Below are 11408 nucleotides of genomic sequence, written 5' to 3'. Positions count from 1 at the left end.
ATCGCGGAAGCGTTACCCCACGCCGTGCAGGTGTTCGTACAGGATGGTCGCGCCGATGATCACCAGGATCACGCCACCGATGATCTCCGCACGCTTGCCGACCATGCTGCCCAGCACGCGGCCGAGCATGATGCCGACGGTGACCATGGTCAGCGTGCACAGGCCGATGACCGCGGCCATCACGCCGATATGCACGTCCATGAAGGCCAGGCCGATACCCACTGCCATCGCATCGATGCTGGTGGCGAAACCGGTCAGCGCCAGCTTCCAGAAGCCGTGGTGCTGCGAGGGGTCTTCGTCTTCGTCAGCACTGTCCGGGCGCAGCCCGTTGTAGATCATGTGGATGCCCAGCGCACCGAGCAGGCCGAAGGCGATCCAGTGGTCGAAGGCTTCGACGTACTGCAGCGCGGCGCGGCCGAGCAGCCAGCCGATGATGGGCGTGATCGCCTCGATGACGCCGAAGATGATGCCGGCACGCAGTGCATCGCGGAACACCGGCTTGCGCATGGCCGCACCCTTGCCGATTGCGGCGGCAAAGGCATCGGTGGACATGGCGAAGCCGATCAGGAGGATCGAAATGGGGGACATGGACAGCGGCTGAGGTCGGGCAAGGACGGACGCACGGCTCGCGCTCGCGCCCAACCTGACGTTGCGCGCGCGGGCCGCTGGTCTCGCCAACCATCATGGTTGTCCACGCCACGGCGCACTGGCCGAGTATGTTGACGTGGACGATTCCTGCGAAGGAATCCGGCTACTCCCCAAGGGGACGCGAAGCTTAGCATCGCGATTCGCGCGTGGCGCATTTCCAGCGAAACGCGCAGGCAGGGCTGGTTTGTATAGCGATGGCTATATCGCGAGCGCAGCGGTGCCGGGTAGTGCCGGCCGCTGGCCGGCATGCGCAACGGCGAGAGCGTGCCAAAGCAAGCTTTGCACCTACCGAAGCGGTTTCGGGTGATTTCAGGAGCTGAAGGCGATTGCCGGCCAGCGGCCGGCACTACCTCAATCTTCTTCCGGCGGCAGCACGATGGCGTCGTCGTCGATCGCCAGCTTGCCGGCCATCAGCACGGCCTGGGTGCGGTTGGTCACGCCCAGCTTGCGCAGGATGGCGGTGACGTGGGCCTTGATCGTCGCTTCGGAGACGTTGAGGTCGTAAGCGATCTGCTTGTTCAAGCGGCCTGCGCCCAGCATCTGCAGCACGCGGAACTGCTGCGGGGTGAGCTCGCGCAGTCGCTGGCCGACTTCGCGTTCCTCGCGCTCGGTGGGCGGCACGTTGTGCGCTTCCGGCGGCGCCCAGGTCTCGCCATCGAGGATGGTGCCCAGTGCGTGGCCGATGGTGTCCGAATCCGCAGACTTCGGAATGAAGCCCAGCGCGCCGTGGTCGAGCGCGCGTCGCATCACCGTCGCCTCTTCGCGCGCGGACACCACGACCACCGGCAGGTGCGGATGCAGCGAGCGCATGTGCACCAGCGCGTTGAAACCCTGCGCACCGGGCATGTTGAGGTCCATCAGGACCAGGTCGGCGTCGTTGTGCTGGTCGGCCAGCGCGTACAGCGCTTCCACGCTGTCGGCCTCGAACAGCTGCACGCCGGGGATGACCCGCTGCACGGCGCCGCGCAGGGCTTCGCGGAACAGCGGGTGGTCATCGGCAATCAGGAGGGTGGTCATGGTCGGGGGGAACCGTGGGGGAAAGCAGATGGGGTCAGAGCCCTTTCCTTGCGGAAAGGGATCCGACCCCGGTCGTACATCAGCGCACCTTGCGCTCGTCCACCAGTGACGCCACCACCGACGGATCGGCCAGGGTCGAAGTGTCGCCGAGCTGGTCCGGCGCGTTCTCGGCGATCTTGCGCAGGATGCGGCGCATGATCTTGCCCGAGCGGGTCTTCGGCAGGCCCGGCGCCCACTGCAGGTGGTCCGGCGTGGCGATCGGGCCGATCTCCTTGCGCACCCAGGCAACCAGTTCCTTCTGCAGCTCATCGCTCGGTGCCTCTTCGGCCACCAGGGTGACGTAGGCGTAGATGCCCTGGCCCTTCACGTCGTGCGGGAAGCCGACCACGGCCGCTTCGGCCACCTTCGGGTGCGAGACCAGCGCGCTTTCCACCTCGGCGGTGCCGATGCGGTGACCGGACACGTTGATCACATCGTCGACGCGGCCGGTGATCCAGTAATAGCCGTCCTCGTCGCGTCGGCAACCGTCGCCGGTGAAGTAGCTGCCCGGGTAGGTGCGGAAATAGGTATCGATGAAACGCTGGTGGTCGCCGTACACCGTGCGCATCTGGCCCGGCCAGGAATCACGGATGATCAGGTTGCCCTCGGTCGGGCCGTCCTGGATCTCGCCATCGGCATTGACCAGCGCCGGCTGCACGCCGAAGAAGGGCAGGGTGGCCGAACCCGGCTTGAGGTCCATCGCGCCGGCCAGCGGCGAGATCAGGATGCCGCCGGTCTCGGTCTGCCACCAGGTATCGACGATCGGGCAGCGGCTGTCGCCGACCACCTCGTAGTACCAGCGCCAGGCTTCCGGGTTGATCGGCTCGCCGACGCTGCCGAGCAGGCGCAGCGAGGCGCGCGAGGTCTTCTTCACCGGCTCCTCGCCTTCGCGCATCAGCGCACGGATGGCGGTCGGGGCGGTATAGAAGATGGTCACCTTGTGCTTGTCGATGACGTTCCAGAAGCGCGAGGTGTCCGGGTAGTTCGGCACGCCTTCGAACATCAGCGAGGTCGCGCCGTTGGCCAGCGGCCCGTACACGATGTAGCTGTGGCCGGTGACCCAGCCGACGTCGGCGGTGCACCAGTAGATGTCGTCCTCGCGCAGGTCGAACACCGCTTCATGGGTGTAGGCCGCGTACAGCAGGTAACCGCCGGTGGTGTGCAGCACGCCCTTCGGCTTGCCGGTGGAACCGGAGGTGTAGAGGATGAACAGCGGGTCTTCCGCGTTCATGCGTTCCGGTTCGCAGGTGGCCGGCTGGCTGTCCACCACATCGTGGAACCAGCGGTCGCGCGGGGCCTGCATGTCCACCGCACCGCCGGTGTGGCGCACCACCAGCACGGTTTCCACGGTATTGGTGCCCGGCAGCTTCAGCGCGGCATCGACGTTGGCCTTCAGCGGAATCCTGCGGCCACCGCGCAGGCCCTCGTCGGCGGTGATGATCAGCTTGCTCTGGCAGTCGCTGACACGGTCGGCGATCGAGTTCGGCGCGAAGCCACCGAACACCACCGAGTGGATCGCACCGATGCGCGCGCAGGCCAGCATGGCTACGGCGGCATCGACGATCATCGGCAGGTAGATGGTGACGCGGTCGCCCTTCTTGACGCCGAGATTGCGCAGTGCATTGCCGAGGCGGCAGGTGCGCTCGTACAGCTCGCGGTAGGTCACGTGCTGGGCCGGTGCATCCGGGCCATCGGGCTCGAACAGCAGGGCGGTCTTGTCGCCGCGCGTTTCCAGCTGGCGATCCAGGCAGTTCACGCTGGCATTGAGCTCGCCATCTTCGAACCACTTGATGTGGAAGTCGGACAGGTCGTAGCTGACGTTCTTGATCCTGGTCGGCTTGCGCATCCACTGCAGGCGCTCGGCGGCCTTGCCCCAGAAACCATCCGGGTCGGTCACCGAAGCCTGGTACTGCTGTTCGTACGACGTCTTGTCGATGCGTGCCTTGGCGGCGAACTGCGGATCGACGGGGTAGATATCAGCCATGGCACCCTCACTTGCACGTTGACTTTGTATGTGCGGTCGCAGCATCGCAGCGACCGATCCCCTTCAGTTTGCCCCATCCACCCCCGGCCGCGTCACCACTCTGGTTAGACCATGGTCGAAAGTGAGCGCCCAGCAGGGCCGGGTTCGACCAATGGCGAATAGCCGCTATACATAATCGCCCCGCAGTCTCGGCTCGACCGTGCCCCACGCGCGGCATCACCTTGCCACTTGGGAGAGAGGGCAACATGAGCCACCGTACGTTGAAAGCCGTGCGCACACCTTTGGCGGCCTGCCTGTTGGTCGCCCTGGTCGCACCGGGCATGGCGTTCGCTGAGACCGCCAAAGAGAAAGCGCTGGAAGCACGCGTTGCCGAACTGGAACGCCAGGTCCAGCTGCTGCTGTCTTCGCAGCAACAACAACAGACCCAGATCAGCCAGACCCAGCAGGCGGTGACCGAAGTCCGCACGGTGCAGGCCGGGCAGAAGCCGGTTGCCTCGGTGCCGGCCGGCAAGCAGCCGATCCAGGTCACCACCATCACCCCGGGCGCGGCGCCGGGCACCACGGTCAAGATCGGCGGCTTCATCAAGGCCGACTTCCTGGCCACCCAGACCAGCGATGGCCAGCTGGCCGACGACGCCACCGGCCGCTCGCTGTACCTGCCGGGCCAGACCCCGGTGGAAGGCGCCGGCGGCAGCGGCAAGCGTTCGGGCACCGACTTCAACGCCCATGCCAAGTTCTCGCGCTTCAACCTGGGCATCGACAACGTGAGCGAATCGGGCAACAAGGCCGGTGCGTTCTTCGAGATGGACTTCTTCGGCAACTCGCTGGGCAACCAGACCGCCACCAATACCTACGGTGTGACCCTGCGCCACGCCTACATGTACTGGAACAACTGGATGGCCGGCCAGACCTGGTCCAACTTCATGGACGCGGCCGCACTGCCCGAAGCGGTCGACTTCGTCGGCCCCACCGATGGTGTGATCTTCGTGCGCCAGGCCCAGGTGCGCTACACCCAGGGCGGCTTCAGCGTCGCGCTGGAAAACCCGGAAACCACCACCCTCACCGGTACCCGCAACCCGGTCACCGGCGCCTGGACCAACACCAGCGCCAACTCCGACCGTGGCAGCCTGCCTGACCTGACCCTTCGCTATGGCTGGAAGGGTGACTGGGGCACCTTCGGTGTCGGCGGCATCGTCCGTCAGCTGAAGGTCGACAACCAGGCCACCGGCGCCAAGGCCGACAAGGTGGCTGGCGGCCTGACCCTGGGCGGCAAATGGGTGATGGGCGACAGCGATTCGCTGCACTACCAGCTGACCGGCGGCGAAGGCATCGCCCGCTACATCGGTCTGGGCATCACCGCCGACAGCGCCTACGACGTGGCCCGCGACGAGCTCAACCCGACCGGCGTGCTGGCCGGTTACGTGGGCTGGCGGCATGCGTTCTCGCCGAAGCTGCGCACCAACCTGATCTATGCGCGCAGCGACTACGACAACGACAGCATCCTCGGCCCGCTGGTGACCAAGAGCGTGCAGAGCATCCGCGGCAACATCTTCTACTCGCCGCTGCCCAAGGTCGATATCGGCGCCGAGCTGATGTACGGCCGTCGCGAAGTGGAGAACGGCAACAAGGGTGACATCACCCGATTGCAGTTCACCACGAAATACAGCTTCTAAGAGCGTGCCGGCCAGCGGCCGGCACCTACCGAGATGGGGTGCCGGCCAAGGTCGGCATCTACCGAATTGAGTGCCGACCAACGGTCGGCACCCACCAACAACGATTGCTTCGGAGGGGAAGCGTCCCATGTCCAGTACACCCAGCACCGCACATAAAGCGGGCACCCTGACCAAGGGCCACAAGAAGGTCATCTTCGCCTCGAGCCTCGGCACGGTCTTCGAGTGGTATGACTTCTTCCTGTACGGCTCGCTCGCGGCCATCATCGCCAAGCAGTTCTTCAGCGGCGTCAATGAAACCACGGGCATGATCTTCGCCCTGCTGGCGTTTGCCGCCGGCTTCTTCGTGCGTCCGTTCGGCGCGGCCTTCTTCGGCAGCCTCGGCGACCGCATCGGCCGCAAGTACACCTTCCTGGTCACCATCCTGATCATGGGCATCTCGACCTTCCTGGTTGGCGTGCTGCCCAACTACGCCTCGATCGGTTTCGCCGCACCGGTGATCCTGATCATCCTGCGCCTGGCCCAGGGCCTGGCGATGGGCGGCGAGTACGGCGGTGCCGCCACCTACGTGGCCGAGCACGCGCCGGACGACAAGCGCGGCCTCTACACCAGCTTCATCCAGTGCACCGCCACGCTCGGCCTGTTCATGTCGCTGCTGATCATCCTGGCCTGCCGTTACTTCCTGGGCAATGAAGCCTTTGAAGCCTGGGGCTGGCGCATCCCGTTCCTGGTCTCGATCCTGCTGCTGGGCGTGTCGGTGTGGATCCGCCTGCAGCTGAGCGAGTCGCCGCTGTTCCAGCAGATGAAGTCCGAGGGCAAGGGTTCCAAGACGCCGTTCCGTGACAGCCTGAAGGGCGGCAACCTGAAGCTGATGCTGCTGGTCCTGCTCGGTGCGGCGGCCGGCCAGGCCGTGGTCTGGTACGGCGGCCAGTTCTACGCGCTGTTCTTCCTCAGCAGCATGCTGAAGGTCGATGCCACCACCTCCTACCTGCTGATCGCGGCCGCGCTGGCGCTGGGCGTGCCGTTCTTCATCTTCTTCGGCTGGCTGTCCGACCGCATTGGCCGCAAGAAGATCATCCTGGCCGGCTGCCTGCTGGCGGCCATCACCTACATCCCGATCTTCAAGGGCCTGACCCACTTCGCCAACCCGGCCATCGAAGAAGCGCGTGCATCCTCGCCGGCGCTGGTCGTCGCCGATCCGAACACCTGTTCATTCCAGTTCGATCCGGTGGGCCTGCGCAAGTTCACCAGCTCCTGCGACGTGGCTACCGCCGCGCTGACCAAGGCTGGTGTGCCGTACGACGTACAGCCCGCTGCCGCCGGTTCGCTGGCGATGGTGAACGTGGGCAGCGCCAGCGTCACCTCGTATGAGGCGGCCGGCCTGACCAAGGAAGAAGGCAAGGCCAAGGCTGACGCGTTCGGTGCGGAACTGAAGACCGCCCTGACCACCGCCGGCTACCCGGCCAAGGCCGACGGCGCCCGCATCAACATCGCCGGCACCATCTTCATGCTGTGGCTGCTGGTGCTGTACGTGACCATGGTCTATGGCCCGATCGCCGCCTACCTGGTCGAACTGTTCCCGACCCGCATCCGCTACACCTCGATGTCGCTGCCGTACCACATCGGCAACGGCTGGTTCGGTGGCTTCCTGCCGGCGATCTCGTTCGCGCTGGTGGCCGGTACCGGCAACCTCTACTACGGCCTGTGGTACCCCATCATCATCGCGCTGATGTCGGTGGTGATCGGCGGCCTGTTCCTGCGCGAGACCAAGGACGTGGATATCACCAAGTAACCGGTGTGCCGACCAACGGTCGGCACCCACCGGGTTTCAGGGGCCGCGGTGCAGACCGCGGCCTTTCTGTTTGTGGGGCGTGCCCACTCGGCTCGCATTCCGGTAGTGCCGGCCGCTGGCCGGCAACGGCTTTATGTCCGCGGAGATTCATGAGGTTGCCGGCCAGCGGCCGGCACTACCATTGGGTTGCGCAGCACCCCGTATAGTCGGCCCATGACCACCACTACGCCGGAAGACCTTCCCGCCCTCCTGCACACCCTGCGCAGCGCCTGGCAGTCGCAGCGCCCTTCGCCCGACCAGCGCGAAGCCGACCTGCGCCGCCTGCGCGAAGCATTGAAGCCGCGCCTGGACGAAATGGCCCAGGCCATCGCCGAGGACTTCGGCCATCGCGCCCACGTTGAATCGAAGCTGGCCGATGGCATGAGCGTGCTGTCGGCCATCGACCACCTGCGTCGCCACCTGCGGCGCTGGTCGAAGCCGCAGCGGGCATCGGCGGGATGGAAGTTGTGGCCAGCGCGCGCGCAGCTGCGGCCGACGCCGCTGGGCGTGGTCGGGGTGATCTCGCCCTGGAACTACCCGGTCACGCTGGCGCTGGTGCCGCTGGCCACCGCGATTGCCGCCGGCAACCACGTGTTGCTGAAGCCTTCGGAACACACGCCGCGCACCAGTGCGTTCCTGGCCGATCTGCTGGCCAGTGTGTTCCCGCCCGATCGGGTGGCGGTGGTGCAGGGTGGGGCGGACGTGGCGGCTGCGGTGTCTTCGCTGCCGCTGGACCATCTGCTGTTCACCGGCTCGACGGCCGTCGGCCGCAAGGTGATGGCCGCCGCGGCCGAGCATCTGGTACCGGTCACGCTGGAGCTGGGCGGCAAGTCGCCGGCGATTGTCTGCCGCGATTTCCCGCTGGATAAAGCCGCAGCGCGGCTCGCCACCGGGAAATGGTTCAACGCCGGGCAGACCTGCATCGCGCCGGATTACGTGCTGATCGATACCGCGCGCCAGCGCGAGTTCGTGCAGGCGCTGCAGCAGCAGGTGCGCGAGCGCTATGGCGACTTCAGCGATGCCGACGACTACACCCGCATCATCAATGAAGGCCAGTACCGGCGCCTGCAGGGCTATCTGGCACAGGCGCGGCAACGCGGCGTGCCGGTGATTCCGCTGGCGCAGGTGGATGAGGCGCGCGCCGACCGCGAGCGCCTGCTGGTGCCGACCGTGGTGCTGGACCCGCCGGACGACCTGGACCTGATGCGCGAGGAGATCTTCGGGCCGATCCTGCCGGTGCGGGCCTACCCGGATCTGGATGCGGCGCTGGCCGAGGTGCTGTCCCGTGACCGGCCGCTGGCGCTGTATCCCTTCAGCCACGACACGGCGACGGTGGAACGCATCCTCGGTCAGGTGGTGGCCGGCGGGGTGACGGTGAATGACACGCTGCTGCACTTCGCCGCCGATGGCCTGCCGTTCGGTGGGGTGGGGGCCAGCGGCATGGGCGCGTACCACGGCCGCGCCGGGTTCGATGCGATGAGCAAGCGGCTGCCGGTGCTGTGGCAGTCGCGCTGGGCGGCCAGCGACCGGCTGCGGCCGCCGTATTCGAAGATTGCGGGGTTGTTGAAGCTGCTGCTTCGGTAGTGCCGGCCGCTGGCCGGCAACTGCGGGGTCTTGCCGACGGTTCATGGGGTTGCCGGCCAGCGGCCGGCACTACCGGTGGGTGGCAGCCTTGGTTGGCACGCGGGGGCCGTGCGCCAACCAAGGCTGGCGTCTACCAAAGCTGGCCCGGGTAGAATGCCCGCATGAAGATCGCCTCGTGGAACGTCAATTCGCTCAATGTCCGCCTGCCGCACCTGGAGCAGTGGCTCAGGGAGTTCGGCCCGGACATCGTCGGTATCCAGGAAACCAAGCTGGAGGACCACAAGTTCCCCGATTCTGCGCTGATCGCCGCCGGCTACCGCAGCGTGTTCGCCGGCCAGAAGACCTACAACGGCGTGGCGCTGCTGTCGCGTGAGCCGGCGCAGGACGTGCAGATCGGCATTCCCGGCTTCGAGGACGAACAGAAGCGCGTCATTGCCGGTACCTTCGGCGACCTGCGGGTGATCAACCTGTACGTGGTCAACGGCCAGGACATCGGTACCGACAAGTACGAGTACAAGTTGCGCTGGCTGGAAGCGGTGCATGCCTGGATCGCCGAAGAGCTGCAGCGCCACCCGAAGCTGATCGTGATGGGTGACTTCAACATCGCCCCGGACGCGCGCGATGTGCACGACCCGGAGGTGTGGAACGACAACCACATCCTGACCTCCACCGCCGAGCGCGGCGCGCTCAACAAGCTGCTGCAGCTGGGCCTGCACGATGGCTTCCGCCTGCACAACGACGAGGCCGGCGTGTTCAGCTGGTGGGATTACCGCGCCGCCGGCTTCCGTCGCAACCTCGGTCTGCGCATCGACCTGACCCTGGTCTCCGATGCGCTGAAGGCCGGTGCGGTGGCCTCGGGCATCGACCGCGAGCCGCGCACATGGGAACGCCCCAGCGACCATGCGCCGGCGTGGGTGGAGATCGGTTGAAACGGTAGCGCCGGGCCATGCCCGGCGAGCGCAGCGGCGGCAGGGGAACGCCGGGCATGGCCCGGCGCTACCGTTCTGATCACCGTATGCTCTTGCGGGTGAACAGGTTGACGATGGCCAGCAGGATCACCGCGCCGATCAGCGAGAACAGGAACGTACGCAGGGTGATGGCATCGTTGATGCCGCCGCCGAACAGGAAGCCGGCAATCAGCGCGCCGACGATGCCGACCACGATGTTGAGGATGATGCCCTGCTGGGCGTCGCGACGCATGATGATGCTGGCCAGCCAGCCCACGATGCCGCCAACGATCAGCCAGATGATGATGCCCATGAACGTGACCTCTGTAGGGGGAAGGGACGGGGACCAGTTGACCCGCAGCGCCGTGAAACCGTCGTGCAATCCCGTGACGGGCGTGTGCGGATGAGCCTGCCAGCCACCCTCGACGGCCCCTGGCGCTTCGGCCCGGTGACGGTCTGGCGCTGCCCGCATGTGCCCGGCCAGCGCGGTGAGCCGCAGGCCCGGCAGGTGCTGGCGCAGGCGCTGGGCGGCGAACCCGACGCCCTGCCGCTGGTGCGCGACGACAAGGGCCGGCCGGAACTGGCCGGTGCGCTGGCCCACTACGGCACCGGCTGGAGCCACAGCGGCGAGGTGCTGCTGGTGGCGCTTGGCGAAGGTGTGCGGCTGGGCGTGGACCTGGAGCTGCTGCGGCCGCGGGCCCGCCTTCTGGAGATCGTGCAGCGCTTCTTCCACCCCGAGGAGGTGGCCTGGCTGGAAAGCCTGGACGAGGCCGGGCGCGAGCACTGGTTCTTCCGCGTGTGGTGCGCCAAGGAAGCGATGCTGAAGGCGCACGGGCAGGGCATCTCGTTCGGGCTGCACCGCCTGCAGCTGGCGCCGGGGGCCGATGGCGCCCTGCACCTGCGCTGGTGCGACCCGGAACTGGGCGAGGCCGCGCGCTGGCACCTGCACGAATGGCAGGCCACCGGCCAGTTCCGTGCGGCGTTGGCCTGGTATCCGCACTGAAGCGGGGAATCAGCGCGCAAAACCGGCGATAATGTCGGCATGAGCGAACACCCACTTCCCGCCAGCGTGGCTGCCACGCTGGAACAGGGCCTGGCCAGCATGGGCCTGGACGCCGCGCTGGCGCCGCCGCTGCTGCGCTACCTGGCCCTGCTACACCGCTGGAACGGCACCTACAACCTCACCGCCATCCGCGACCCGCAGGAGATGGTTACCCGCCACCTGCTCGATTCGCTGGCGATGCAGCCGTTCGTGGCTGATGGCAGCCTGGCCGACCTCGGTACCGGCCCCGGGTTGCCCGGCATCCCGCTTGCGATCGCCTGCCCGGGCCTGCAGGTCACCCTGGTGGAGAGCAACGGCAAGAAGGCGCGCTTCATGCGCGAGGCCGTGCGCCAGCTCGGCCTGGGCAACGCCCGCGTGGCCGAATCGCGGGCCGAAGCGCTGGACGAGGCCGGTCGTTACGACCAGCTGACCGCGCGCGCAATGGATACCCTGGCTGGCATCGTCCGCGTCGGTGGCCATCTGCTGCGCCCCGGTGGCGTGCTGCTGGCCATGAAGGGCGTCTACCCGCATGAGGAGATCGCGGAACTGCCGGCTGGCTGGCAGGTGCGTGAGGTGACCCCGCTGAGCGTGCCCGGCCTGGCCGGCGAACGCCACCTGGTCACCGTTACAGGTCCCTGATTCCCGC

Annotated in this window: 10 protein-coding genes and 1 riboswitch; of the genes, 6 read left to right on the top strand and 4 right to left on the bottom strand. The window is 66.9% G+C overall.

The genetic code is table 11. From position 1 onward, the window contains the following. Window positions 1-12 precede the first annotated feature (12 nt). From Q9Q79_RS20110 to acs, 3 genes are all read right to left on the bottom strand, one after another. A complete protein-coding gene (locus Q9Q79_RS20110) occupies window positions 13-588 on the bottom strand; it encodes a manganese efflux pump MntP family protein (protein WP_006403281.1) in 576 nt (191 codons plus the stop codon). 88 nt (window positions 589-676) lie between these two features. After that, a riboswitch (yybP-ykoY riboswitch) is annotated at window positions 677-766 on the bottom strand. Window positions 767-999: 233 nt separating this feature from the next. Further along, complete coding sequence (locus Q9Q79_RS20105) at window positions 1000-1665, bottom strand: response regulator transcription factor (protein WP_005411662.1); 666 nt, start codon at window positions 1663-1665, stop codon at window positions 1000-1002. Between the two features lie 79 nt (window positions 1666-1744). After that, complete coding sequence (gene acs / locus Q9Q79_RS20100; RefSeq protein ID WP_065183645.1) at window positions 1745-3688, bottom strand: acetate--CoA ligase; 1944 nt, start codon at window positions 3686-3688, stop codon at window positions 1745-1747. Window positions 3689-3933: 245 nt separating this feature from the next. Here acs and Q9Q79_RS20095 point away from each other — a divergent pair, with 245 nt between their 5' ends. The 4 genes from Q9Q79_RS20095 to xth all read left to right on the top strand — a co-directional run bounded on the left by Q9Q79_RS20095 (window position 3934) and on the right by xth (window position 9702). After that, window positions 3934-5361 carry a DcaP family trimeric outer membrane transporter gene (locus tag Q9Q79_RS20095; RefSeq protein ID WP_005411660.1) on the top strand — a complete coding sequence of 476 codons (1428 nt, stop codon included), beginning with the start codon at window positions 3934-3936 and terminating at the stop codon, window positions 5359-5361. 127 nt (window positions 5362-5488) lie between these two features. Further along, entirely contained in the window at window positions 5489-7150 is a 1662-nt protein-coding gene (locus Q9Q79_RS20090) for an MFS transporter (protein ID WP_005411659.1), read from the top strand. 213 nt (window positions 7151-7363) lie between these two features. Then, on the top strand, window positions 7364-8773 hold the full coding sequence (locus Q9Q79_RS20085; protein ID WP_201861778.1) for a coniferyl aldehyde dehydrogenase: 1410 nt from the start codon (window positions 7364-7366) through the stop codon (window positions 8771-8773). Window positions 8774-8934: 161 nt separating this feature from the next. Then, the gene (gene xth / locus Q9Q79_RS20080; RefSeq protein WP_201861777.1) at window positions 8935-9702 is read left to right on the top strand and encodes an exodeoxyribonuclease III; all 768 of its coding nucleotides are present in this window, start codon (window positions 8935-8937) and stop codon (window positions 9700-9702) included. Window positions 9703-9781: 79 nt separating this feature from the next. Here xth and Q9Q79_RS20075 read toward each other — a convergent pair whose 3' ends face one another. Further along, the gene (locus Q9Q79_RS20075) at window positions 9782-10033 is read right to left on the bottom strand and encodes a GlsB/YeaQ/YmgE family stress response membrane protein (protein ID WP_044571088.1); all 252 of its coding nucleotides are present in this window, start codon (window positions 10031-10033) and stop codon (window positions 9782-9784) included. A gap of 90 nt (window positions 10034-10123) precedes the next feature. Here Q9Q79_RS20075 and Q9Q79_RS20070 point away from each other — a divergent pair, with 90 nt between their 5' ends. Beyond that, window positions 10124-10723, top strand: coding sequence for a 4'-phosphopantetheinyl transferase superfamily protein (locus Q9Q79_RS20070; RefSeq protein WP_049397043.1), 600 nt, complete (start codon window positions 10124-10126; stop codon window positions 10721-10723). A gap of 39 nt (window positions 10724-10762) precedes the next feature. Then, window positions 10763-11401: a 16S rRNA (guanine(527)-N(7))-methyltransferase RsmG gene (gene rsmG, locus Q9Q79_RS20065; protein ID WP_012481632.1), complete on the top strand. Its 639-nt coding sequence runs from the start codon at window positions 10763-10765 to the stop codon at window positions 11399-11401. Window positions 11402-11408 lie beyond the last annotated feature (7 nt).

The organism is Stenotrophomonas sp. a6 (genome assembly GCF_030913325.1).
Classification (GTDB): domain Bacteria; phylum Pseudomonadota; class Gammaproteobacteria; order Xanthomonadales; family Xanthomonadaceae; genus Stenotrophomonas; species Stenotrophomonas maltophilia.
The sequence above is the reverse complement of the archived record's forward strand: the minus strand, read 5'-3'. Positions and strand labels throughout refer to the sequence as shown.

What these genes read in the sequence shown, in the direction of transcription:
- rsmG (WP_012481632.1), top strand. Translation starts at nt 10,763, where the DNA reads ATGAGCGAACACCCACTTCCCGCCAGCGTGGCTGCCACGCTGGAACAG.
- Q9Q79_RS20110 (WP_006403281.1), bottom strand. Translation starts at nt 588, where the DNA reads ATGTCCCCCATTTCGATCCTCCTGATCGGCTTCGCCATGTCCACCGAT.
- xth (WP_201861777.1), top strand. Translation starts at nt 8,935, where the DNA reads ATGAAGATCGCCTCGTGGAACGTCAATTCGCTCAATGTCCGCCTGCCG.
- Q9Q79_RS20095 (WP_005411660.1), top strand. Translation starts at nt 3,934, where the DNA reads ATGAGCCACCGTACGTTGAAAGCCGTGCGCACACCTTTGGCGGCCTGC.
- Q9Q79_RS20070 (WP_049397043.1), top strand. Translation starts at nt 10,124, where the DNA reads ATGAGCCTGCCAGCCACCCTCGACGGCCCCTGGCGCTTCGGCCCGGTG.
- Q9Q79_RS20105 (WP_005411662.1), bottom strand. Translation starts at nt 1,665, where the DNA reads ATGACCACCCTCCTGATTGCCGATGACCACCCGCTGTTCCGCGAAGCC.
- acs (WP_065183645.1), bottom strand. Translation starts at nt 3,688, where the DNA reads ATGGCTGATATCTACCCCGTCGATCCGCAGTTCGCCGCCAAGGCACGC.
- Q9Q79_RS20090 (WP_005411659.1), top strand. Translation starts at nt 5,489, where the DNA reads ATGTCCAGTACACCCAGCACCGCACATAAAGCGGGCACCCTGACCAAG.
- Q9Q79_RS20085 (WP_201861778.1), top strand. Translation starts at nt 7,364, where the DNA reads ATGACCACCACTACGCCGGAAGACCTTCCCGCCCTCCTGCACACCCTG.
- Q9Q79_RS20075 (WP_044571088.1), bottom strand. Translation starts at nt 10,033, where the DNA reads ATGGGCATCATCATCTGGCTGATCGTTGGCGGCATCGTGGGCTGGCTG.